The 22,038-nt window shown below is 43.1% G+C and carries 24 protein-coding genes, 2 pseudogenes and 1 riboswitch; of the genes and pseudogenes, 5 read left to right on the plus strand and 21 right to left on the minus strand.

The annotated features are described in order from the left end of the window. Nucleotides 1–658: 658 nt before the first annotated feature. On the plus strand, nucleotides 659–1,567 hold the full coding sequence (locus tag OKX00_RS17280; protein ID WP_265408193.1) for a DNA-3-methyladenine glycosylase family protein: 909 nt from the start codon (nucleotides 659–661) through the stop codon (nucleotides 1,565–1,567). 11 nt (nucleotides 1,568–1,578) lie between these two features. On the opposite strand, the gene OKX00_RS17285 is transcribed toward OKX00_RS17280, so the two are convergent. Further along, complete coding sequence (locus tag OKX00_RS17285) at nucleotides 1,579–2,505, minus strand: S66 peptidase family protein (RefSeq protein ID WP_265408194.1); 927 nt, start codon at nucleotides 2,503–2,505, stop codon at nucleotides 1,579–1,581. A 203-nt stretch (nucleotides 2,506–2,708) separates the two neighbouring features. On the opposite strand from OKX00_RS17285, the gene OKX00_RS17290 reads away from it, so the two are divergent. Further along, entirely contained in the window at nucleotides 2,709–2,879 is a 171-nt protein-coding gene (locus tag OKX00_RS17290; protein WP_156316245.1) for a hypothetical protein, read from the plus strand. Nucleotides 2,880–2,907: 28 nt separating this feature from the next. Here the strand turns inward: OKX00_RS17290 and OKX00_RS17295 are convergent, their stop codons facing one another. The 7 genes from OKX00_RS17295 to OKX00_RS17325 form a co-directional block, all read right to left on the minus strand. Continuing rightward, complete coding sequence (locus OKX00_RS17295) at nucleotides 2,908–3,234, minus strand: DUF2325 domain-containing protein (protein WP_265408195.1); 327 nt, start codon at nucleotides 3,232–3,234, stop codon at nucleotides 2,908–2,910. 451 nt (nucleotides 3,235–3,685) lie between these two features. Beyond that, the gene (gene ssuD, locus OKX00_RS17300) at nucleotides 3,686–4,825 is read right to left on the minus strand and encodes an FMNH2-dependent alkanesulfonate monooxygenase (protein WP_265408196.1); all 1,140 of its coding nucleotides are present in this window, start codon (nucleotides 4,823–4,825) and stop codon (nucleotides 3,686–3,688) included. Next, on the minus strand, nucleotides 4,822–5,427 hold the full coding sequence (gene ssuE, locus OKX00_RS17305; protein WP_265408197.1) for an NADPH-dependent FMN reductase: 606 nt from the start codon (nucleotides 5,425–5,427) through the stop codon (nucleotides 4,822–4,824). The genes ssuD and ssuE overlap by 4 nt, the downstream gene beginning before the upstream one ends. A gap of 14 nt (nucleotides 5,428–5,441) precedes the next feature. Further along, nucleotides 5,442–5,777, minus strand: coding sequence for a hypothetical protein (locus tag OKX00_RS17310; RefSeq protein ID WP_265408198.1), 336 nt, complete (start codon nucleotides 5,775–5,777; stop codon nucleotides 5,442–5,444). A 31-nt stretch (nucleotides 5,778–5,808) separates the two neighbouring features. Continuing rightward, the gene (locus OKX00_RS17315; protein ID WP_265408199.1) at nucleotides 5,809–6,810 is read right to left on the minus strand and encodes an aliphatic sulfonate ABC transporter substrate-binding protein; all 1,002 of its coding nucleotides are present in this window, start codon (nucleotides 6,808–6,810) and stop codon (nucleotides 5,809–5,811) included. A gap of 34 nt (nucleotides 6,811–6,844) precedes the next feature. After that, complete coding sequence (locus tag OKX00_RS17320) at nucleotides 6,845–7,696, minus strand: ABC transporter permease (protein ID WP_091010273.1); 852 nt, start codon at nucleotides 7,694–7,696, stop codon at nucleotides 6,845–6,847. Nucleotides 7,697–7,717: 21 nt separating this feature from the next. Continuing rightward, entirely contained in the window at nucleotides 7,718–8,485 is a 768-nt protein-coding gene (locus OKX00_RS17325; RefSeq protein WP_265408200.1) for an ABC transporter ATP-binding protein, read from the minus strand. A gap of 294 nt (nucleotides 8,486–8,779) precedes the next feature. Beyond that, nucleotides 8,780–8,887, minus strand: a riboswitch (SAM riboswitch). A 174-nt stretch (nucleotides 8,888–9,061) separates the two neighbouring features. On the opposite strand from OKX00_RS17325, the gene OKX00_RS17330 reads away from it, so the two are divergent. Next, complete coding sequence (locus OKX00_RS17330) at nucleotides 9,062–9,928, plus strand: VanW family protein (protein ID WP_256227253.1); 867 nt, start codon at nucleotides 9,062–9,064, stop codon at nucleotides 9,926–9,928. A gap of 120 nt (nucleotides 9,929–10,048) precedes the next feature. Next, nucleotides 10,049–10,324, plus strand: a complete 276-nt coding sequence (locus OKX00_RS17335) for a hypothetical protein (RefSeq protein ID WP_265408201.1) — start codon at nucleotides 10,049–10,051, stop codon at nucleotides 10,322–10,324. A gap of 94 nt (nucleotides 10,325–10,418) precedes the next feature. Here the strand turns inward: OKX00_RS17335 and OKX00_RS17340 are convergent. From OKX00_RS17340 to OKX00_RS17365, 6 genes and pseudogenes are all read right to left on the minus strand, one after another. Continuing rightward, nucleotides 10,419–10,529 (minus strand): annotated as a pseudogene (locus OKX00_RS17340) (DNA-binding response regulator); the annotation flags it as partial. Between the two features lie 87 nt (nucleotides 10,530–10,616). Further along, nucleotides 10,617–11,210: an NUDIX hydrolase gene (locus OKX00_RS17345; RefSeq protein ID WP_265408202.1), complete on the minus strand. Its 594-nt coding sequence runs from the start codon at nucleotides 11,208–11,210 to the stop codon at nucleotides 10,617–10,619. Further along, on the minus strand, nucleotides 11,207–12,067 hold the full coding sequence (locus OKX00_RS17350) for an alpha/beta fold hydrolase (protein WP_265408203.1): 861 nt from the start codon (nucleotides 12,065–12,067) through the stop codon (nucleotides 11,207–11,209). Before OKX00_RS17350 ends, OKX00_RS17345 begins: the two co-directional genes overlap by 4 nt. 49 nt (nucleotides 12,068–12,116) lie before the next feature. Beyond that, nucleotides 12,117–12,341, minus strand: a pseudogene (locus OKX00_RS17355) (3-oxoacyl-[acyl-carrier-protein] synthase III C-terminal domain-containing protein); the annotation flags it as partial. 162 nt (nucleotides 12,342–12,503) lie between these two features. After that, a complete protein-coding gene (yunB, locus tag OKX00_RS17360) occupies nucleotides 12,504–13,232 on the minus strand; it encodes a sporulation protein YunB (RefSeq protein ID WP_062235928.1) in 729 nt (242 codons plus the stop codon). A gap of 155 nt (nucleotides 13,233–13,387) precedes the next feature. Then, a complete protein-coding gene (locus OKX00_RS17365) occupies nucleotides 13,388–13,873 on the minus strand; it encodes a peptidoglycan-binding domain-containing protein (protein ID WP_265408204.1) in 486 nt (161 codons plus the stop codon). A gap of 196 nt (nucleotides 13,874–14,069) precedes the next feature. On the opposite strand from OKX00_RS17365, the gene OKX00_RS17370 reads away from it, so the two are divergent. Then, complete coding sequence (locus OKX00_RS17370) at nucleotides 14,070–14,651, plus strand: hypothetical protein (RefSeq protein WP_265408205.1); 582 nt, start codon at nucleotides 14,070–14,072, stop codon at nucleotides 14,649–14,651. Between the two features lie 209 nt (nucleotides 14,652–14,860). On the opposite strand, the gene OKX00_RS17375 is transcribed toward OKX00_RS17370, so the two are convergent. The 7 genes from OKX00_RS17375 to OKX00_RS17405 form a co-directional block, all read right to left on the minus strand. Further along, on the minus strand, nucleotides 14,861–15,844 hold the full coding sequence (locus OKX00_RS17375; RefSeq protein WP_265408206.1) for a cation diffusion facilitator family transporter: 984 nt from the start codon (nucleotides 15,842–15,844) through the stop codon (nucleotides 14,861–14,863). Between the two features lie 235 nt (nucleotides 15,845–16,079). Continuing rightward, nucleotides 16,080–17,075: a glycosyltransferase family 2 protein gene (locus OKX00_RS17380; protein ID WP_265408207.1), complete on the minus strand. Its 996-nt coding sequence runs from the start codon at nucleotides 17,073–17,075 to the stop codon at nucleotides 16,080–16,082. Nucleotides 17,076–17,104: 29 nt separating this feature from the next. Next, nucleotides 17,105–18,781: a DUF6044 family protein gene (locus OKX00_RS17385; RefSeq protein ID WP_416054253.1), complete on the minus strand. Its 1,677-nt coding sequence runs from the start codon at nucleotides 18,779–18,781 to the stop codon at nucleotides 17,105–17,107. Between the two features lie 46 nt (nucleotides 18,782–18,827). Beyond that, entirely contained in the window at nucleotides 18,828–19,964 is a 1,137-nt protein-coding gene (locus tag OKX00_RS17390) for an MGDG synthase family glycosyltransferase (protein ID WP_265408208.1), read from the minus strand. 174 nt (nucleotides 19,965–20,138) lie between these two features. Continuing rightward, nucleotides 20,139–20,972 carry a hypothetical protein gene (locus OKX00_RS17395; protein WP_265408209.1) on the minus strand — a complete coding sequence of 278 codons (834 nt, stop codon included), beginning with the start codon at nucleotides 20,970–20,972 and terminating at the stop codon, nucleotides 20,139–20,141. 11 nt (nucleotides 20,973–20,983) lie between these two features. Then, nucleotides 20,984–21,487 (minus strand): anti-sigma factor family protein, encoded by a 504-nt coding sequence (locus tag OKX00_RS17400; RefSeq protein ID WP_265408210.1) that lies wholly within the window; start codon nucleotides 21,485–21,487, stop codon nucleotides 20,984–20,986. Continuing rightward, a complete protein-coding gene (locus tag OKX00_RS17405) occupies nucleotides 21,480–22,025 on the minus strand; it encodes an RNA polymerase sigma factor (protein ID WP_265408211.1) in 546 nt (181 codons plus the stop codon). The genes OKX00_RS17400 and OKX00_RS17405 overlap by 8 nt, the downstream gene beginning before the upstream one ends. Nucleotides 22,026–22,038 lie beyond the last annotated feature (13 nt).

Genomic DNA, 22,038 nt, shown 5'->3' on the forward strand with positions numbered 1-22,038 from the left:
CTTCAACTTGTGTCTTTTTTACAATTTACCCCAATATCTGGGTGTGAGCAAGAAATAGCATTTTACTGGTGCCAGGCACCCCTTACATAAGTTATCGAGAAAGTTGGTTGGTTTCTAGGGGTTTAAGCGGGTCTATTCTACTATAATCGCTTTACCTTTAATGCTTGTTCTTTGTATTACGCCATCCCTGACCTCCACATTTGCTTGAATAATGCTAGGTGATTCCATTGAGTAACCCTGCTTTACGATATAGTGGACTAAAGGGTTTATTGCAATCATTAAGATCCTATAACAAAAGACATATGTAATATGGCTAAACCGAACCATCTAATAATCGCTAGGACGTTTTTACTTCTGGGAGGGTATCCATATGGCAAATGCAAGGCTGCATTGTAGGGATTGAAATCCTAAAAGTACTCGATTTAATGGCGAGCTCAATCAATCCCAAAGACTTTGATGCCGGATGGAATTTTGCCGTATACACCGCCAAAGGCTTTGTAAATAGCTTTTTGTTCAGTCTGGACCACGAGACGAGAAGTTCAACCATGCCCTTTTTGATATTGCTGTGGCTACAAGGCATGAAGGAGACTTCAACCGTCTGCGGGAGGAAGCCGGAAGCTAATCGACTTCCTATATTAAAAAGCTTAGGAGATTGTTTATGTGGAGTGACAAAGGAAAATATATTGAGATCAAACGGCATGATGTTCTTTTTGAAGAGTGTCTTCGTTATTTAAACCGAAATCAAAATGAACTGCTGCATTCCGTGGATATGGACAATAAATCTGTAAGGAAGGCGGTTAGATGTGAAAAAGAGTGTGTTTTGATTCAGTTGGAGGCCACAGATCAGCACCTCGTTCTATCATTTCCAATCGAAGTTCCCGATCACAATACAAAAGCAGAGATTGTTCATCACGTCATCAATTGGATGGATTTGGAACGGGATTTAACCCCTTTCTATCAAATGGCAGAAGAAGACCGTATTTTGCGTAAGGTTGTCCCAGGGCGGGAAGGGCTGAGAATCATTGGAGTGCCTGACCTGTTTGAAGCCTTGGCCTGGTCTATAATGGGGCAGCAAGTCAGCCTTCACGTGGCTTATTTATTGAAGAGGCGGTTGGTTGAACATCTCGGAGAAAACATGGCATTTAACGGAAAAGATTATTGGATGTTTCCTGAGCCTGATAAAGTAGCCAATCTTACTAAAGAAAATTTGCTCTCCCTAAAGTTCACAAACCGAAAGGCAGAGTACTTGTTAGATGCTGCTGAATTAATCTCTAACGGCAGATTAACCAAAACAGGACTCCAAGAACTGCCCCTTCACGAGATGGAAAAGAAATTGACTTCGATCCGCGGAATCGGGAGCTGGTCAGCAAACTATGTCATCATGAGGTGCCTGCGCCATCCTGATGCATTTCCTGCTTCAGACGTTGGTTTGCATAACGCGTTAAAAAAGGTGCTTGGTTCCTACTCCAAGCCAAGCCTTCCAGAAATCATCGAGTGGTCTCAAAATTGGACAGGCTGGAGAGCCTATGCCACCTTTTATTTATGGATGGAGCTGGCAGCTGGATAATCTCTTTTATATTACATATTGCTCACACTCGGCTCTAAAATCGAAAAACGGTTGTTAACGGTATCGAGGTTCGCCTGTGCACCGATTGGGATGGCTGCCTTATAATACCCATGTGCTGTTGTAACATTTGTCATGAGCGGCTTCCCAAGTGGTACGACAAATGTAGTAATGAGCTGATCATACGTTACACCGTACGCAGGTTCACACGATGTGCATTCACCCATCACAATGCCTGCACAATCATCAAATTTACCCGCAATTTTTAAATGATTGAGATACCGGTAAACCGCGTTAATCGGTTCATGGGTCTCCTCTATCACTAAAATTTTTCCTGCTGTATCAATCTCAAACGGAGTTCCAAGTGAATGCACAAGCGAGGTCAAATTGCCGCCAACAACTTCTCCCGTTATATTTCCTTGTACTCTGCTAATTTGAGGAATACCCGGCGGATTAACAATTTGCCGGGGTGACTGAACAGTGGAAGTTGCCTGGAAAAACTGTTGGTAGCTATAAGCAGGTGTATTTGGATTAAAGTCCAGCAGGAGAAGGCTCTGAAAGGTGATTAAATCGGTATATTGATATAGTACATTCAGCAGGATCGTAATATCGCTGTAACCTGATACGATTTTTGGATTCTGCCGGATGATATCAAAATCCAGATATGGCAGAATTCCCTCTACTCCTACTCCCCCTCTTGTCGGCAAAATCATTTTCACCTTTTTATTCGTAAACATCGCCATTAAATCAGCTGCCCGCTGCTCATCCGTTCCGGCCAAAAAACCAGTATTCGTGTAAACATTTTTCCCGAGGACAATATTGAATCCAAAATTTCGCAGCGTGTTTAATCCTTCATTAATTATTTGGGCCTCCAGAGGGCTTCCTAGTGTCACGATCCCGATGGTGTCCCCTCTCTGCAGTATCGGTGGTTTAACAGTCATACCTTCATCCCTCCATCAGCACGGTTTCCCATCGAGATTCCATCGATTATGTATATTAGAGTGATGATTTTCCTATAACTATATTTTTTCAATTCCTCCAATCAAAATACTTAAAAGGGAACGAACCGGGTATGTAGAAGTATATAGATATACCATCGTGCCATTTTGGCAATCTCAAATGAAAGGGAGAAAGGGGAATTTCCATGAAAGAATACAAGGTTATTGAATCCAGCGGGAGGTTTACTTTCAGCCTGGAAACGTTAAGAGACTCAAATACTCCATTGTCCAGAGAGGAAGCCGAACAGATTAAAGAAAGACTGGAAGAGTGCGTTCCCTTTCAGCTTGAAGTTGTAAAAATTAATTCAACGGAATGAAACCTGCCCTGTGAGGCAGGTTTTCTTATTACCCATTAACGGCTATCTTCTTCCGTTTTGTGCGATTGCTTAAAAGCTCCGATTTTTCAAGTACAGCATAGATCGAGCACCAGGACCTCTTGGAAAAATAGATGGGAACACTCTGTTTGTTCGCCTTTTTCTTAATCGCTGCTGAAAACTCATGGTTTATAAAATCGGTCAGGACCAGAACCAAGTTCACATGACTTGGAATCTCCTTTTGAGACATTCTAGCTTTTCTTCCGCTCACATGAATGATCTCCCTTATGCCTTGATGCTCCAGTTTCTTCGTAATTTTCCCAAGATGATCTCCACCAACAATTAATATCGACGACATACCAGCATCTCCCTTCTCTCTCTCTTATTTCAACTATTTCTTTTTGCTCGAGCTGAATAAAAAAAACAAAGACATACATCCCAAAAAGAGAGTTGCCTTTGGTTTTCCAATCAGCAGCAAAAAAGAATATACAAATATCCCTATGGATTTACTCTGTTTTATACCGTAATAAAAACCTCTTCCTACTACGATCACGTAATAAGAAGAGGTTAGACATAACCAAATTACCCTTCTTATTGTCCAAGCCAAAGCTTGTTGGAATTGGACCAATCATTATGTACTGCAAAAACTCAATAAACATGCTTATGAGTTTTTGCTGTAAATTAAGTTCAAACCTTATAATTCTGACCGGTTTTGTATGAATTCCATTTATAGATTACTTAAGCTGGTTAAATTTGTCAATAACTACTTTTTTCTGTCAGAAAAAGTGAGCAAGTTTACTAGAATGTTTTTATTTTACTTTGCTTTTCAGCGGTAGGTACGTATTGGCGACCACTTCGCCAAACGAATGAAGCGGACGCTTTGCCGCCGGATTTTTATGTGAGATCGGAAGCCTAGGAAAAAGGAGTTCAGCCACTCGGTATGCTTCTTCAAGATGCGGATAGCCTGAGAAGATAAAGTGATCAATCCCGATTTCCTGGTATTCTTTCATTCGCTCCGCAACCGTGTCTGCATCACCGACAAGTGCGGTTCCAGCCCCGCCTCTCACCAAGCCTATGCCGGTCCAAAGGTTTGGGCTGATCTCAAGAGAATCTCTTTTTCCGTTGTGAAGAGCAGCCATCCGTTTCTGTCCGACTGAATCATAACGTGAAAAGACTTTTTGTGAAGCAATGATGGTTTCTTCATCTACATATTGAATTAACGAATCAGCCGCAGCCCAAGCCTCTTCTTCTGTTTCCCTGACAATCACATGGAGCCGGATTCCGAAGCTCACCGTTCTCCCCTGTTGAGCTGCCAGCTTTCTGACTCTATCAATCTTTTCTCTGACCTGTTCAGGCGGCTCTCCCCAAGTCAGATAAACGTCAATATGCTTGGCAGCCACTTCAAGCGCCGCATCCGACGACCCTCCGAAATACAGTGGCGGATAAGGCTCTTGCTCTGAAGGAAGAAGAATTTTCCCTTTTTTTACCTTAAGGTGATTACCCTCATAGTCAACCTCTTCTCCGGCCAGCAGCTCCCTCCAGATGGTTAAAAATTCATCCGTCAGTTTATAGCGTTCACTATGCGATAAGTGCAATCCGTCACCGGCAAGCTCTACCGGATCTCCTCCTGTCACAACATTAATCAATAACCTTCCATCAGAAAGCCGGTCAAAGGTTGAAGCCATTCGTGCCGCTAGAGAGGGAGAGATCAAACCCGGACGTACAGCGATGAGGAATTTCATCTTTTCGGTGGCCTGAATTAAGGAAGAAGCGGTAACCCAAGCATCTTCGCAGGAGTGCCCTGTCGGCAGGAGTGCTCCTTTAAAGCCAAGGCTATCTGCCGCCTGCGCAATCTGGCGAAGATAGGAAAGCGTGATAGGCCGTCCTCCTTCTGATGTTCCCAAATACCGGCTGTCTCCATGTGTCGGCAAAAACCAATATACGTTCATGCTTTATTCCCCTTTCCATCAATGTTTCCCGCAATTTGCAGCTCCGCTTTTTCTAAGTCCTTGATGTACGTATCTTTCTTTACCTCATCGATCAGTTCGTTTAATGATACAATCAGCCGCTTCTCGATTTCTTGATCAAACGCAACGTCACGGCCATTGTTATGCTCCAGCTGCAGATCGATTAAATAAATTCCATTTAATATGTTCCTTGCTCCAATGGCATTAAGAACAGGCTTTAACGCGTACTCGATGCTCAGAAGATGGGCGATCGTACCGCCCGTTGCAATGGGCAATACACTTTTTCCAGAGAGGATATCTTGTGGCAGCAGATCCAACAGCGACTTAAGGACTCCTGAATAGGCTGCCTTGTACACAGGTGTTCCAATAATGACAGCTTTTGCTTGCTTTATGCTCTTCTCAATGGCTTTCAGATGAGGACTCTGAAAATGGCCAAGAACAAGATCTTCCGGCGGGACATCAAGTACTGAAAAAGATTCTGTTTCAAGCCCCCCTTTTTGGGACAATTCACTTAAATATCGAAGGACGATCCCCGTTCTTGAGGTTACAGAAGGGCTGCCTGATATGGTTACAATATCTGCCACAATAAAATCCTCCCTTAAATGTTTTTAATAAAAAAGTTGTGGAGCGCTTTTGCCAGCCCTCCTGAACCGAACGTAACGTGTGTTTCACGGCATTCTTTGCCTTTTTTTCGCCTCTGGACATCGTTCAGGAATTCAAGAATGTACACTCTTCGATAGAGAATGTTGCGTATTCCTTTCTTTGCAAAGTAGTTTTCGATCGTGTTGTACAACCCTTTATTCACTCCGTATTTTTCCTTGCAAAGCCCTGTGAACTGAAGATCTGTCAAATTCACAAAGTTCAGGTGTTCCTTCGTGATCGATGCAATAAAGTCTTTGGGTCGCTGCCATTCTCTCAAAGACGTTTCTCCCATGTTTATCCCTCCATCAAATGTTGGCGTATGGTCATTGCTTCTTTAAAACCTTCTCAACAAACTTGTTCTCTATGACTTTTGAAGTATCCAGCTTTGTCTTGATGCCACCTACTTTGTATAGAAAATCAGCTTGTTGCTGATGAGCTTTTGCAAATTCTTTGGTTGTCGGAGATAGAATCAAATCGGCCCGCTTTAAGACCGTGCTGACGATTTCCGGTTCAAGTTTCTCTTTTTTAGCGATATCTACCGTCACTTCTTCCGGATGGTTGATAAACTCTTGTCTGACTTTCTCATATGTCTTTAGGAACAGTACCGTTAAATCAGGATGTTCCTTTGTGAACTGAGTCCTTGCCACCAAAAAGCTGGGCGCATTAATATTAAGGTCTTCTCCATCAGCCAATGACTTCGCTCCCGTTTGATAGATGGCTGTGGTGGCATACGGTTCCCATGTTGACCAGGCATCCACGGAACCGTTATCAAGTGCAGGTCTTGCTTCATCTGGCTGCAACTGTACAATTTTAATATCCTTGTCAGTCAACCCTGCTTGATCAAGCGCCATATAAAGAAAGTTATAGGCACTGCTTCCTTTAGCCACCGCAATTTTCTTTCCTTTTAAATCTTCTAACTCTTTAATCTTGCTTCCTTTTGGTATGATGATTGAATTTCCCTTTTTTCCATCCGTCGTTACCGCGATCGCTTTAAAATCAACGTTGCCCGACTGTCCGGCAATAAGAGGAGTTCCTCCGGTTGCACCGAAATCCAGCCTTCCAGATGCCAATGCCTCAAAGTGAGGAGGGCCGCTTTCAAATTCACTCCATTTTACTTTTACGCCTTCTTTCTCAAACGCTTTTTCAAAATATTTCTTCTCACGTGCATACGGCAGAACACCGGTACTTCCCTGAACTCCGATGTTGACCGTAACATTCCCTTTCTGCTCCGCGGTGGTGGTTTTCTCACTGCAGCCGGAAAGCATATTTAGCAATAAAATCAGTGTTAATACACCCGCAGCTATTTTTCTCATCGTTAATTTCATCCGTTTTCTCCTCTCCTGTTATGTAAGATTTTAATCAGCCGATATAACTGTCACGCCATTTCAGAAGCCGCTTTTCAAAATATCGGACCAGTGAATCTGATGCTTTGCCGAAAACCGCAAAAATGATAATGCCTACAAAAACGATGGACGTTTGAGAAAATTGCCTCGCATCCATGATAAGATATCCGATGCCTTCACTCGATCCCATCAGTTCAGCTGCGACCAAAGCCAGCCACGCCGCACCTAATGACAGCCGTAAACCGAGCAGAATATTTGGTAGTGCAGCAGGGAGAATGAGTTTTGTGATCTGTTTCCATTTGCTGAATTCAAGCACCTTCGCTACATCAAACAGTTTAGAGTCCACACCGCGTATCCCTAGGAACGCATTCACATAAAGCGGAAAGAACGCAGATTTTGAGATCAGCAATATTTTTGACAGCTCGCCAAAGCCAAACCAGAGAATGAATAAAGGTATTACAGCTAACGACGGAATAGTCCGCAGCATCTGAAACGTCGGATCAAGCGATTGCTCTGTTTTGCTCGAGAAACCAACTGCCAGCCCGGCCAGAAGTCCAAGTCCCCCGCCAATTAAAAATCCTGTAAGTGCCCGGAACAAGCTGATTTTAAAATGGGTGAATAATTCCCCGGTACGGATTAAGTCCTTAAATGCGATAAGGATTTCACTCGGCCTTGGCAGCAAGGTGGCAGAAATAAGTCCGTAAGCACCTGACAGTTCCCAAATAATGATGATAAAAACGGGAAATGCCAATCCTCGTGCCCAATGGGATAGAAATGGGTTTTTCCTCTGTTTTTTTGATGCTGTTTCCTTGATGCTTTGTTTTCGTTCTACAGTCGTTCTCGTTAATACCCCAGTCTGATTGCTCATTTTATCATCTCCTTTATATCGTTATCGGACGGTTGCTGCTCGCTCGCTTTCCTCCACTTTTTCAAATTCACTCAATACCCGCTGTCGTATTTCCTGGAAAGCAAGATCTGTTTTTCTCCGTGGATGAGGCAGTTCAATCGGTATTACCTCCCTGACTGTGCCTGGCCGGGGATTCATGATCACTACAGTGCTGGCGAGATAAATGGCCTCATCGATGTCGTGAGTCACAAATATCATCGTCGTCCGGTTCTTCTGCCAGATATTGAGCAGTACCTCTTGCATATGTGACCGGGTAAAGGCATCCAACGCTCCAAATGGTTCATCTAAGAGAAGAATCTTAGGATTTCTAAGCAGGGCTCTTGCGATGGATACCCGCTGTGCCATTCCTCCCGACAGCTCTTTTGGATAGGCATTTTCAAAGTCCTCCAACCGTACCAGCTTAATCAGCTCGCGAACTTTTTCATGTGTAGCACTTTCTTTCACAGGCAAGTTGGCCGCGATATTTTTTTCCACGGTCAGCCAGGGAAACAGCCTGGGTTCTTGAAAAATAAACCCTTTATCAATGCTCGGCCCGGATACTTTTTGGTTATCCAGCAATACAGAGCCCTCATGCCTTGTATCCAATCCAGCAATTATTTTTAATAATGTGCTTTTTCCGCAGCCGCTCGGGCCGATCACAGTAATAAATTCTCCTTGATTCACATCGAGATCTATTTGCTCAAGTGCTTTTGTCACGCCTTTTCCTGTTTCAAAACTCCGATTGAGTTTACTAATTTGCAGTAAAGTCATATCATATCTCCCTTCTTCCCTGCGTTTTTGCAAAAAGAAAACAACCGGAAACCTCCTTTTTAAGGAAAGCCTCCGGTTGTCCGGTCGACGAATTTGAACATTTGCAGCGAATAAAATTCCCCCTTTCAAACGGAAACAGTTTATGATAAAAAGGAAAACCAAAAGGCCATGTCTGCTAATACTGAGACACGGCCTTTGGTTTACCAATCAGCTGCACGATATTTTTTTACTCAATAAAAAACTTCCTCTTACATCTCAAGGACGTGTAAGAAGAAGTTAAATAGCGTTCTACTTCTCTTATCGTCCAAGCTGATGCTTGTTGGATTTGGCACAGTTCTCTCGTTAAAAAGTCCGCTGCCGAGGTTTCGCAGGGCCAATTCCCTCCACCTCTCTGAATAAGAAAAAATTTATGGAGTTTTTAATTCATATAATCCTCATCGGATTAATTGTTATTAAAACAGGTGTGCAATGGAAAGTCAATAACTTTTTTGAAAAATCTAAATTTTATTTACGTGAATGCTTACTACATAAATCCAGCCGTCCTTCCTCATACTATCTTTTGGGAGGTTGTTCGTTATGTTACTTTCATTGTTAACCGGTATGCTGCTGGCCGTACAGCCCGTCTATACGCCTGAGAGTATATCATTGATTCAGCAAGGCCAAACCATCGCAATTATTGATCGAAAAGACTTTATGGTTCCGCTGCCAGGTACGCCTATCATAGACGGTGAAAAATTCGAGTCGTTTGCTGCAAAATTGGAAGGTCAGGTTTACCGTCCGCCTCTTAATGCAAGAATTAATGATTTAGGAGGAATTACTCCTGGAGAAAACGGTTCCATGCTCTACAAAAAAGCGTTTAAAGAGCAATTCTATGCCAGCTTTTTCAGCAAGGGGCCTCATAAACTTGAAGTCCCTCTATTAACGGTCCACCCCAGGGTTGACAGTGAGCTGCTTGGAAATATCAGGACCAATCACCTTGCTCAGTATGTCACTTATTTCAACCGTTCTCATTCATCCAGGACCCATAATATTTCACTTGCCGCAAAAGCGATTGATAATCAAGTCGTGTTTCCTGGAGAGACCTTTTCCTTTAACGGGGTCGTAGGCAGACGGACTACGGACAAAGGGTACATGCGTGCACCTGTTATTGTTCGTGGAGAGCTTTCAGAAGGAGTTGGCGGAGGAATCTGCCAGGTCTCCTCTACTCTTTTTAATGCCGTGGACCGGGCTGGACTTCATATTGTGCAGCGTTTTTCACACAGCCGAAGTGTACCTTATGTTCCAAAAGGCAGGGATGCAACCGTAAGCTGGTACGGCCCTGATTTCCGTTTTCAGAACCGTTATAACCAGCCGATCCTGATCCGGGCCAAAACCTATGGAGGGAGCATGATGGTGATGATTTCTTCTTCTGATGTCATACATGTTCCTTCGAAAAAACATTGATTCTTCCGCTCGGATAAGAAATGTGTCAACATTGTTAACCATTGAGCAAACCCATTCCAATTTCATAATTGCGGTGTTAGAATAAACGAGGATTTGATCATCTTGGAGAGAAGTGATGACATGAAAAGTCTTCCGTTTTTCTATATGCTGTTCTTAATCAATGGATTGCTGCTTGCCGGTGGATTAGTTAGTCCGACTTACCTTGTTGTAGCCCGCTGGAGCATGATCTTCTTTAATATAACGGCCCTTGCTGCTCTTATTTATTTCAAAGAACATGGCAAGGGAACAAGATGGAGCAAAGTTTCTTCCCGAGGCCGTCTTTTATGGTGGGGAGCTTTCTTGTTCAATGTTGTTTCTGCAGCGAATGAAGTTCTGCATTCCGGACTATTTCAATAATTTAAATTTACAGCTCAGCGTAATGCTGGGCTTTTTTATTTTCCCTTAAAAGCAAGCAAACGGCTGCCCAAGTGATGGATTAGAGTTGAAAAGCCTCTTTCCCATTACTTGCAGCTGTTACTTGATATCCTTCTTTTACTAAAAAACGTTCTACCGTTTCTTGTATCGAGAGATCATCTTCGACCAGCAGTATTTTATCGCTCATGGACAGCACCTCAACTAACTGTTTAACGGTACTTATAGAAACCCTCTTTGAATCAATGTTCGAATCCACTTTGGGCTAATTCTATTGCTAGATTTTCATATTAAAAAGACCCTTGAGCCACTCTGGTTCATCATTTAACAGCCTGGATAAAAAACGAAGCTGCGGAAAGGGCACCAGATTAAGATTACGGTCCATCTTCTCTCTTTCTACAACAATTCCATTGCGGGCTATATACTCACCAAAAGTCAGCGTCCTGCTGCAAATTATCACAATATCTGCCGGTTTCAATAATACAATCGCTTTCGCTTCAGAAGATGGGACAGGCTTATCCATGGACTCCCCAAAGTACATGACAGAATATTCACCGTTTACACCTTTAATCAGAACGGGACCCATCCCTTGTGAATCCTGTGCCCTCACTTTTATTTCAGGATAATTCCAGCTGGGCGTATGATAGGTCACTGGAGAATGGATGATTTTTACATTCATGCCCGATTCTTCATGCAATTCCCGCACCGCTGTCTCGATCGGTGTTTCATTTCCTTCCCGATGCCCACCCAGCCTGACGACTCCGAGCTGATCCCCTTTCCTTGTCGGACCGATCTGAAACGGGAAAAGCCCTTTATAGAAGACAAAGATTCCAGCTGTCACAAACTGCTTTTCAAACTTTATTGCTCTCATGTTTTATGCCTCATAACAGGATGGAATAGAAATTCTTTGATTACCCTGCTGAATTTTTTAGCTTCTTCTAAAAAAGGATAATGATTGCTGTCATTAAAAACTTCCAGCTCGGCGTTAGGGATTAGTTCTGCAATTTCCCTAGAGAAAGGAAGAGGGCACTGGACGTCATGTGCTCCGCAAATCACCAAAGTTCTGGCAGTAACCTTGTGCAATTGTTTCGTAATATCAAATAGCAGAATTTCCCGTGCAAAAAAGTTCATGCGGGAAGCAGACATCGATTTGTGGACATCCCCTGTAAAATATTCATCATACCGATCTGGCTCATGCAAGGAGAGTTTCGTCCGCTCCCGGGAGCAGCGGCTGCGTTCTTCTTCTGATAGGTTCGTTTTCAGGCGTTCGATCAGCATTTGCATCTTTTCAAACTGTGGGTGCCCCTGATGATAGATACAATAGGGCGATGAGGAGGCATATACCCTGGCTGCGGAACCGGCAATGATTAAAGAATCAATGGATTGAGGATGCCGCATGCCATAGACAAGCCCAAGCATTCCCCCGGTAGAATGTCCGGCAACGTTCCAAGACTGAATGCCCAGCTCCAATCTAACTGCTTCCAGATCGAGCACCGTCTCAATCATACTGAGCTGATACGGTTCGTGCGCTTGTTCTGACCTTCCCGCTTCTCTCAGATTTACTAGAAATACTTGGTTTGTTTCCGTAAATGTATCAGCAAATCTGTCACCCGTCTCATTAAACTCTGAATAGAGATGGGTCACACATAACGCAGGTCCCTGTCCTTTACAAAACACTTCAAAGCTTCCGCGTTCCGTTGAAATCAACTTCATTTCCCAGCGTATCATCTGCCCGACCACCATCCAGATCCTATAATTTCCTGACCTTCCACTCTACCTATATACTCCATTTGAGTTTTATATCCTTATGCTTAGCAGGATCAGGATTCCACTGCAGCAATTGGCCGGCATGCGTCAGACCGCCTCCGAATCCATAAAGCAAAAGGATGTCTCCGTCGTTCAACTTTCCTTTTTTTATAGCCAGATCCAGCGCCAGCGGAATGGAAACCGAGGAAGTATTTCCGCAATACTCCACGCTGGTGAGCATTTTTTCTGCGGGGAGCAAGGTTATTAAAGCTGCATCTAAGTCTATCATGATCTTTATAATTAGAAATGAGTTTCATGATTCATATTCTCCTTTTTATCTGTACTTTCATTATATCTTCACCTTTAAAATTCCATATATTAGAAGTGAAAAAACTCTATCCTGATCCAGGGATAGAGTTTAATCGTTCTTTTTCGCTTTATTGCCAATAACTGCTGGTTTGAATAAGCCTCCGCCGTCTCCGTAATACTCTGGAACGTCTTGCGGCAAGAAAAGATCACCAAGTTTTACATCGTTCGCTACGGTGACTTTCTCTGAAGAAAATGGTACAACAACCTGTACGTTTACTTTTAAATGTACATAAACCTCAAGATATGGATTATTAATTCCTACGTTCATTGGCTTGGTTTTCAGCTCTGAATCCACGTTTCCAACCACACTCATTTCTACTGGTACGGGAGGCCCTACATCGGATAGCAAGGAGTTGTTAAATGCTGCACCTAACGGGATTTGATAGACAATCGAGTTAAGTCTGTTTCCGAATCTATCTTTTTTGGTATGCTGCTGACTCTTTATTTCATCATGAATACTTTCCGTCATTTTCCCCAAAACCTTATTAAACATTTGATAATTTAGACTGTAGGCCGGATGCTGGCCTTTTTGTTCATGGATAACAATCAATTTATTCATATCATATTGATTTGTAGTTTTAAGAATGGCATCATTGATGGCTTCATCCGCGATGTTATGGACTTCCGAACGGGCGATGTTTTTTAAGATGGGTTCAATTTTATGGTCCACTAACCAAAATGCAAAAATGGTCATACCGAGGAGCATGATCAACGAGTATAACAGCACACGTTTAAACGGCAGAGGTCCTTTCCGCAATTTCATTCGATGACCAAACATCATACACCTCCTACTTTATAGGTACGTCCGTCAGAAAGGATTTATTCCTTGCACGCTAAGAGCTTCAGTATTGCAAAACAAAGAAAAACGTGCCTGAATAAGGCACGTTCTCTTTGAAGGAAAGCTTATAAGGATATTGTTATTCCTAAGTACATTTAATTGGCATATAACCGATACGTATCGGTTAATGTTTCGCCATTTCCATAGATATATGCTTTGGAGGGCGCGTAGAAATTAGAGCTATCGTATTTCCAATGGATTCTTAGGGCCATGTATCCACCGGCTCCATAAGTGTTCTTTCCTCTCTTTTCAATGAATTGAGAGAAGCTGTCCCATGTCCTCGGCCCCACTACACCATCAACGACCAGGTTGTGCGTTTTTTGATAATGTTTAACAGCGGCTTCGGTTTTTGGACCAAAGATCCCATCGGAGTCAATGACTGACGAATCGGTATAAAATCTGAGAACATTGATAATATACTGCATGTTTTTAACTTCCACACCACGCGAATCCTTGCGTAAAATTGAATTTTTATCCCAGTCCACCGGGTGATGAAATCCTGGCGCTGAAGCTGATGCTGTTGAAAATGAAATCCCCCAGGCCATGATGACAACTGCCAAACTAGCAAGTATTTTTTTCATTTTGCCATCTCCCTTTTTTGTATGGATTTGTTATTCCTTACAAATTTCCCCTCAGCCTGAAGATTCCCCCTCTTCGTAAAATTAAGCCTTTCTTTCTTGAGACCAATGCCCTGTTTTTCACCTGGTCTTTAGAATCAGTGTCCAACCACTGTAAGGGTGAATAGGATAGTTTGTATGTAAATAAGGAGGTTTCTGGATGAACCATTATTGCAAAAGAATGTATCCCCAATTTCCCGGACAAGGGGCTGGCCTGGGATCAGGACAGCAGACACCTGGATTCCATGGATTTTATGGCCAGGGTCAACCCAGTCAGCAAGGATTAGGCGGGCAGCCTCAGATGCCACAATTTCCTGGGATGTTTCCCGGGATGCCGGGCGGGCAGCAGCAGGGCGGACAGACCCAGCAAGGCGCACAGCAAGGTCAGCAGTCTCAGCAGGGACAAGGCGGGCAGCAGATGCCGCAGTTTCCTGGCATGTTTCCCGGGATGCCGGGCGGGCAGACCCAGCAAGGCGGACAACAAGGGCAGCAGCCTCAACAGGGGCAAAGCGGGCAGCAGATGCCGCAGTTTCCTGGCATGTTTCCAGGGATGCCGGGCGGGCAGACCCAGCAAGGCGCACAGCAAGGGCAGCAGCCTCAGCAAGGACAGGGCGGACAGCAGCAGATGCCGCAGTTTCCTGGCATGTTCCCCGGGATGCCGGGCGGGCAGCAGCAGGGCGGACAGGGACAGCAAAGCCAGCAGGTATTTTACCCATATTACGGCTATCCCGGAATGTTTTAGTCTAGTTAGTTGACCATAATGGGCATTTGGCGGGTATTTGCTCCATTTTGGCGGGTAAATTTAAATTTTGGACGGTAAACTGATGATTTCGGCGGGTAAATCTATTGTTTCGGCTTGAATTTCCATTTACCTTCCAATTTCTTCTCTTCATCAACATCAAAAACAAAGGATTCCTCCATAAAGCATGGAGAAATTCTTTGTTTTTTTACTCATTTTTCAGTTTTATTCATGTTTTTGCGGTGTTCCTGCCATTGCTGAACACCATCGTCTTCATCAAACTCAATGGTGACATCTGCTACGCCTTTTTCCAATAAAATCTGCTCTTCAAGACGGTCTTTTATGTCGTCTGCCTGGGCGACGGTCAGCGATGGATCTACTTCGACTTCAAGTTCGACATGAAGATCTTCGCCTTCTTTAATGACGGTTACTCCGACCACATCTTTTACATCAGGATCACGCAAGACCAAATCACCAATTTTGTCTTCCATTTCCTCATCCGCTTCTCCAAGAGCCCCTGCAGCATTATCAAGAAATACTTTTCCGACAACAAAGAACATCATAAGGCCGATCAGTATTGACGCGATGCCTTCCGCTTGGTGAAACGGTGTGTAGTGGGCGATGACAATGGCGATGATAGCGAGCAGTCCGCCTGCCGTGGCTACCATATCTTCCATAAAAACAAGTTTTGTAGCTGGTTTGGCTTTTGGGAGGTAACCGAAACTATTAGCGAATACGGCAAAACCGCTCGTGGTGTCTCCTGCATCATGCATGATCTCTTTCATTGCTTTAAAAAGGACGAATGCCTCGAGCAGGACCGCCGCTCCCAGCACAGCCAGATTGATGGCAAAGCCAGTCGATTCCGTTGGGTGAAAGATGTGTGTAAATCCTTCTTTAACCGTTTCAAACGACATGATTCCCACAATAAGAACGGCTCCCAGCAACACGAGATTCACGAGCCTTCCAAATCCGTTGGGAAAGCGGTCGGTTGCCCCTTTTTTGCTTAATGCTGTTCCGATAAAAACAAAGAATTGATTGGCTGCATCACCGAGACTGTGCATCGTCTCCGCAAACATGGCGACATTCCCTGTCATAAAATAGGCCACACCTTTGATGATGGCAATAATCGTATTTACAATGGCCGCTAAAAAAGCAGACTTGTTCCCTTTTTTTAATTGTTTAAGTAACTGCCCCATTTCATCCTCACTCTCTGAATGTTTTATCGATTATGTATAAGTTCAACATCATTCTTCCCGATTAGGAAGGTAGTTACACTATACGGCTGCAAAAGGCCCTTCAAACGTAAAAAAACTTCTTGAAAATTGTTCTCCTTCTCGTTCATTGAGTTCCTCCCTCGTCCCATAAAAAATCCCCCTTCCCTTACCATTTTATCGATTACTAAATGGTAAATAAAGAGGGATGATTATTGGATTAGCGTACGGTACTGTCCTGTAAGATTTCTCGTTTTCTTGGCGTATCTAAATTCAGATTGGATTCGACCGAGTATTTTGGACGCCGCTTTACTTCTTTAAAGATTTTTCCGATGTATTCCCCGATTACCCCTATACCCAAAAGCTGCAGTCCTCCAATAAACCATATGGAAATCATTAAGGATGACCATCCTGATTCTGTACGGCCCAAGACCTCCTGAACAATGGTATATCCTCCTAATAGTACGCTGAGGATGATGGACATCAATCCGATGAGGGTCACAAAGCGGATCGGAGCAATACTGAACGAAGTAATTCCATCCACTGCAAAAGCGAGCATTTTCTTTAATGGATATTTTGTGGTACCTGCCATCCGTTCTTTACGGTCGTAGTAAACATTGGCAGACTTGAACCCGATGAGAGGAATAATTCCTCTCAAAAACAAGTTGTTTTCCTCATAGCGGCAAAGCTCATCCAGCGCCCGCTTGCTCATCAGCCGAAAATCGGCATGATTAGGAATAAGGTCAATTCCGATCTTTTGCATAAACCGATAGAAACCGTTGGCTGTCGTTCGCTTAAAAAAGGTATCTGTGTCTCTTTTTCTCCGGACACCATACACAATTTCACAGCCTTCATTGTATTTCAAGATAAAATCCCGTATGACCGAGATGTCATCCTGAAGATCGGCATCGATGGAAATCACACAATCCGAAAATTCCTTTGCCTTCATCAAACCGGCAAGCAATGCGTTTTGATGTCCGGCGTTTTTGGATAATTTCAGTCCTGTTACATATCCGTTCACAAAGCTTTCCTCTTCAATCATGTTCCAGGTTCGATCTTTGCTGCCGTCATCGACAAACATGATTTTACTTTGCGTATGAATTAATTTTTCTGTCTCCAAGTCTTCAAGAAGATAGGTTAATTGCTTCGTTGTTTCCTGCAGCACTTCTTCTTCGTTGTAGCATGGCACAACAATCGTTAAAATCGGTTCATTCATCAAGTCCACTCCCTTTTATCGCGCTTCACTCATCTCACCTGGTAAAGATAGATCTTCCATACCGAATGCCGGTCCGTGAATGTTTTTTTCAAAGTTAATCGATCTTCTTTCGCATTAAGGATAGGTACAGATGAAAAGATGTACCGGCCCCCAAGTTTTTTAAACGCGCTGATGTTTAATTGCAGGTGGTGAATTTTTTTATTCGAATCTTTTTCAAAGTTATAATGTTTGCCGAGTTCTGCTGAGAATAAATAACATCGGCCACCCCAATGATCAAAATAGTTTTTCACGTTCCGGTTCTTGTCCAGTTCCTTCGAAATAATGGAACGGAACTGGTGTTTATAGGAAAGGGGGTAAAAGTTGTTATAGGAATCAATCGTATAAAAGCCGTTGTATTGAGAAATCGCTGGATGCAGGCCGATACTTGCCACCCGATACGTGTTTTTCGGTTTTCCGATGTATCGGTCAATTTTATCAAAAAGCTGGGTGGAGTAGAATTCCTTGAACGAAGGATATCCAGCGATCCGATATCGGACTTCCTCATTCAAAGTGCACAGCAGCAGCAATTGAAGCACGAGCAAAACTGCTGCGGCTTTTTTCCTTTTCCCCCTCCAAACCATCTTCAAGCCGATGGCGAACAAAAGATACAAAATTAACGGGTGCAGAAAGTGAAATCTCGAAAAGTTAAACGTATTTAAAAGTGAGACGTGATCTTTCAACGGCTGCCATCCTTTATAAAACCAAAGGCCATACCAAACCGATAAGACAGCATTCAAAATCGTAAGAAACAGAAAACGTTTTTCACTTCTCCAGGTTTTTTGCCTAAAAATCTTCCAAAGTGCCCAGAACAAGAGCGGCAGGATAAAGTACGTATGAATGGTCATTACATGTGTATGGCCAAATACATAGTTTTTCAGCATCAGTCTAAGAGATGATGGAAAAGAAAGGACTGACTCCTTGAATTCATTTCTGTTCGTTGGTGCCTGAGGCAGCAGAAGCGAGTATACAAGCCGATACTCAATCACCAAGTAGATCGAAATCATAAAGGCAATGCTGAATAGAAATTTTACATTCCACTTTCGTTTTCTCCACACATCTGTTGCCCACAATAGAGCCATCGCACTGAGAAAGAAGAAAAATCCTAGCACAAAGCTCGAATAAAAGGGAAGCAAGAGAAGAACGAGCCATTCCTTACGCCCTGATGTTTGATTGCGAATGTTTAAAAAGGCCCATAATGCCATTGGCATGCCAAGGGTGCTCAGCATCCCGGACGGCCAAAAAGGCGTTAAGGCAAAAGCAAGGGATACACCCGCACGTATAAAGGATAGCTCCTGTTCTTTCACAAAATGATCTTTCAGCAGGAGATACATTCCGATATAAGCAAACACTCTTGTGATCGCCTGTGAAAGTGCGTAGGCCAGCATTGTTGGAAAGAGGGAATGCAGCCAGACAATCCCGCTGAATTCCGTTCCGAACGTATCCCTTGGCAGCCCGTTGATGACTTGCGGAATAACCGCATGTAAATTGCCAAACAGTTGTCCGCTATGAACAAGCACCCGATACCAGGCAATGTTGGAATCCATGTTGTCATGGACCCGGATATGTGCATTCTCCCCTAAAATAAAAAGCGGAGAGAGATAGATCAGAAGGATGATCCATCCCCCGTACAAGTATTTGGTTTCTCTTGTTAATGGCCTCCCCATCATTTGGTTATGCTCCCGTCTTGGTGTTTTTCAATAGGATTGTCCATATTTACGCGTGCTGAGTAAAAGACAGCGCCGGTTCCAATAAGGATTGGATAAATTTAGTCATCTGATCTGGTGACAGCATCTCCAGTCCTCTTTCATACGCTTTTTTAGCCGCGTGCCATTTTTTCAGTTCAGGTTGATTGCCTAACACCTTCATCAGCTGTGCTTCAATGGATTGAGATCTTTCGAGCCGGAATACCAGATTCTTTTTTTCCAGATATTCAAGATTGATTTCTTCCTGACCTGGAAGAAAGGAATGAACAAAGATCGGCAAGCTTTTCTGAAGCGCTTCACTTACTGTTATTCCTCCCGGTTTCGTTACAAGAGCATCCACGCGGTCGTACCATTCGTTCATCTCTTTTCTCGACGATATATACGGAAGAGGATGAATATGATCGGCATCCAGCTGGCTGATTTTTTCATACAGCTTTCGGTTATTCCCGCATAGAACAAAATAATCAAAGGCACCAGTTGGTCCAGCGGCTGTTATTAACTCATAAATGTCACCTAAACCACTGCTCCCGCCAGAGATTAAAATTTTTCTGCGGCGGTTGTCATTTGTGCGTTTTGTTGATTTGGTAAATTGTTCATGCACCGGGATTCCTGAAACAATAATGTTTTCTTGGCGAATATGATGTTCTGTTACTAACTTTACTTTCATATCCCGGTTTGGGACAAAGTGATAATCAATTTCTCCCCTGCCCCATACATCATTAATGAAAAAGTCTGTATACACATTCATGACGGGAACCCGGCACTTTCCTTTCCGCTTCAATGCGCTCACAAGGTAGGAGGGGATGCTGTGTGTACAAATGATAACGTCCGGCTGTTCATCGTATAGAAGCTTTTCCATCTTTTTCAGAAATAAGATTTCATAGCCCTTGAATGAATGGACCTTGCGCATCGTGGAATAGGTGCAATTTTTATAAATAAGATCATAGGTGCCTGGCATCAGCTTAATCCACTTGAGATAAGTGCCTGTCACCATCTTTTCAAGCGAAACATTCATATAGCTTAATAAGTCCACTTTCTTTAGAACAATATCTTTTTTTCTGATCTTCAACATATCGATTAACGCCTCGGCAGCCTGATGGTGCCCTGACGGCATTTGTAAAAACGGCAAAAATAATATTTTTTTCATTCTTTATCACCTGTTTTTATTAATGAAATTAGGAATAAAAGTCCTTACACAAGTAAAAAGACGAGAAAGATCGCAAAAAGTTCATTCAAAATAAAAAAATCCTAAATCTTCTTTAAGAACTCGGTTCTAAATGAAGATTCAGGATTAGGCTTTTCAGTCTGTTAAGACCTGCTGCTATTTTTTTCTCCGTAATCTAAACAGCCATTGAATGGCCATTCCAAGAGATAAACAATAGAGAATAAAAAGGACGAGTCCTCCGATGACTGGAAAGTTAAAAATCGATACGATCAGAAAAGATCCTGTCAAATAGACGATCCAAGCTGGTTTATCCTCCAGGCCGGCAATCCTTTTTGCTGTCTCTTTGCTTAACACCGCCATACCCGCTATGAAGGAGATCAGAGGAATCAACAGAAGAATGATGGAAATAGGGATACCGATCACGGTTATACCCAGTAACAGGCTTAGTATTAGGATAGCCAAGCTTGTAATGGCCCCTGACAAAACAAAACGAGCCGCTTTCCCCTTTGTAAATTCCTCATAGCTGCTGAATCTTTTATTCAATGCAAGCCCTGCGAAAGTGGTAAATAGAACGAGAACAATGCTTCCGATCAGACGCAGCAGCCAGCCGCCGACCAGCACCATTCCTCCAAGAAACAGGCTGTTCTGAGATGGGCTGTCGAGATTAATGGATAGGATGTTCTCTGTTACATTGGATCCAGGCTCCTGTTTAACATGCCCGCCAACGACAAGGACCAGCTCTTTTATTTTGGCATGCGGTTTAATCTCCACATCTCCATTAAAAACAATAACAGCCGTTTTGACCTTCCCTTTAATTATTGCATTATGCCCGAATACAATCACATTTTCAACACTTTGGTTGGAGGGGATGACCACTTCTTTTGATTTCATAATGTTCTTTTCTCCAGCAGCATAGGCAGTAGGATTTGCAAGAGACATACTGGTGAAGAATATGATGATCACTGCACTAATGATTTGAATTTTTTTCATGGCCGCCCTCCTTATCCTGGTGTTTTTGTGCTTAATAATCTCCGGACGGACCATCCGGAAGCTGCTAAAATAATCAGTGTAAGAACAAGGATCACTTCAAGCAGGTTAGGAAGTCCTCCTGCAACAGCAAATGCTGAATGCATCAGACTGAATGAAATGGAAGTTAAGGTCATTCCTACACTTATGCTTTTTGAAATGACAGGTGTCAAAATCCATATCATGCTGATGATGATGAATGCGGTGATTCCTGTAGCAGCAATCCATTTCCAGGATAGAAGCCGGTGAGGTGAGCTTTCTGCTTGAATTTGTCCAACCACCGCTCGTTCGATCTGCCAATTTTCCGGCTCTGCAACCTGATATGCAGCGTAAAAATGTTCTTTTAATTCCCTCAGTTCGTACACTTCTTGCCTGCATTCACTGCAGGTTTTACAATGCTCCTCTATCTCCATACGTTCATCCCCGTTTAATTCTTCATCCACATATGCAGAAAGAAGCTCTTTTACTTCATCATGCATCCCGATCACCCCTCATGAGTTCGCTCCTTAATTCTGTTCGAGCTACATTTATTCTGGATCTAACGGTTCCCACAGGAATCTCCAAAATATCTGCGATCTCCTGATACGAGAATCCTTGAATGTCCCGCAAAACGACCACCGTTCGATGGTCTGGAGAAAGCTTTTTCATCGCAAACTGAAGATTCATTTTCAGCTGTGCGTTTTCAACTTCAGAATGGGTGCTTGGCAGCCGTTCTGTTTTTTCCGGATCCACATGCAGCACAGGCGACTTTTCAGCTTTCTTTATCCGGTCATAACATAAGTTTGTAACGATTCGTGTTAACCAAGAGGCGAAGGCATAATCCTGCTTCAAATGATGAAGTGAAAAATAAGCTTTTACGAAAGCTTCCTGAGTAATATCTTCCGCTTCCATTTGATCATGGACCATCGCAAAGGCATGCCGGTACACTTTCCCTTTATATTTTCGAACGATTTTTGAAAAGGAATCCTGATCTCCTTTTTTGGCGTTTACGATTAATTGCTGGAGTTCGTGGTCCACACTTTATTCACCC

This window comes from Fictibacillus sp. KU28468, from assembly GCF_026153615.1.
GTDB lineage: Bacteria > Bacillota > Bacilli > Bacillales > Fictibacillaceae > Fictibacillus_C > Fictibacillus_C marinisediminis.

Bases quoted from the DNA above. Each gene is read 5' to 3' on its own strand.
- OKX00_RS17280 (WP_265408193.1), top strand. From the start codon at position 659: ATGTGGAGTGACAAAGGAAAATATATTGAGATCAAACGGCATGATGTT.
- OKX00_RS17285 (WP_265408194.1), bottom strand. From the start codon at position 2,505: ATGACTGTTAAACCACCGATACTGCAGAGAGGGGACACCATCGGGATC.
- OKX00_RS17290 (WP_156316245.1), top strand. From the start codon at position 2,709: ATGAAAGAATACAAGGTTATTGAATCCAGCGGGAGGTTTACTTTCAGC.
- OKX00_RS17295 (WP_265408195.1), bottom strand. From the start codon at position 3,234: ATGTCGTCGATATTAATTGTTGGTGGAGATCATCTTGGGAAAATTACG.
- ssuD (WP_265408196.1), bottom strand. From the start codon at position 4,825: ATGAACGTATATTGGTTTTTGCCGACACATGGAGACAGCCGGTATTTG.
- OKX00_RS17310 (WP_265408198.1), bottom strand. From the start codon at position 5,777: ATGGGAGAAACGTCTTTGAGAGAATGGCAGCGACCCAAAGACTTTATT.
- OKX00_RS17315 (WP_265408199.1), bottom strand. From the start codon at position 6,810: ATGAAATTAACGATGAGAAAAATAGCTGCGGGTGTATTAACACTGATT.
- OKX00_RS17320 (WP_091010273.1), bottom strand. From the start codon at position 7,696: ATGAGCAATCAGACTGGGGTATTAACGAGAACGACTGTAGAACGAAAA.
- OKX00_RS17325 (WP_265408200.1), bottom strand. From the start codon at position 8,485: ATGACTTTACTGCAAATTAGTAAACTCAATCGGAGTTTTGAAACAGGA.
- OKX00_RS17330 (WP_256227253.1), top strand. From the start codon at position 9,062: ATGTTACTTTCATTGTTAACCGGTATGCTGCTGGCCGTACAGCCCGTC.
- OKX00_RS17335 (WP_265408201.1), top strand. From the start codon at position 10,049: ATGAAAAGTCTTCCGTTTTTCTATATGCTGTTCTTAATCAATGGATTG.
- OKX00_RS17345 (WP_265408202.1), bottom strand. From the start codon at position 11,210: ATGAGAGCAATAAAGTTTGAAAAGCAGTTTGTGACAGCTGGAATCTTT.
- OKX00_RS17350 (WP_265408203.1), bottom strand. From the start codon at position 12,067: ATGATACGCTGGGAAATGAAGTTGATTTCAACGGAACGCGGAAGCTTT.
- yunB (WP_062235928.1), bottom strand. From the start codon at position 13,232: ATGTTTGGTCATCGAATGAAATTGCGGAAAGGACCTCTGCCGTTTAAA.
- OKX00_RS17365 (WP_265408204.1), bottom strand. From the start codon at position 13,873: ATGAAAAAAATACTTGCTAGTTTGGCAGTTGTCATCATGGCCTGGGGG.
- OKX00_RS17370 (WP_265408205.1), top strand. From the start codon at position 14,070: ATGAACCATTATTGCAAAAGAATGTATCCCCAATTTCCCGGACAAGGG.
- OKX00_RS17375 (WP_265408206.1), bottom strand. From the start codon at position 15,844: ATGGGGCAGTTACTTAAACAATTAAAAAAAGGGAACAAGTCTGCTTTT.
- OKX00_RS17380 (WP_265408207.1), bottom strand. From the start codon at position 17,075: ATGAATGAACCGATTTTAACGATTGTTGTGCCATGCTACAACGAAGAA.
- OKX00_RS17385 (WP_416054253.1), bottom strand. From the start codon at position 18,781: ATGATGGGGAGGCCATTAACAAGAGAAACCAAATACTTGTACGGGGGA.
- OKX00_RS17390 (WP_265408208.1), bottom strand. From the start codon at position 19,964: ATGAAAAAAATATTATTTTTGCCGTTTTTACAAATGCCGTCAGGGCAC.
- OKX00_RS17395 (WP_265408209.1), bottom strand. From the start codon at position 20,972: ATGAAAAAAATTCAAATCATTAGTGCAGTGATCATCATATTCTTCACC.
- OKX00_RS17400 (WP_265408210.1), bottom strand. From the start codon at position 21,487: ATGCATGATGAAGTAAAAGAGCTTCTTTCTGCATATGTGGATGAAGAA.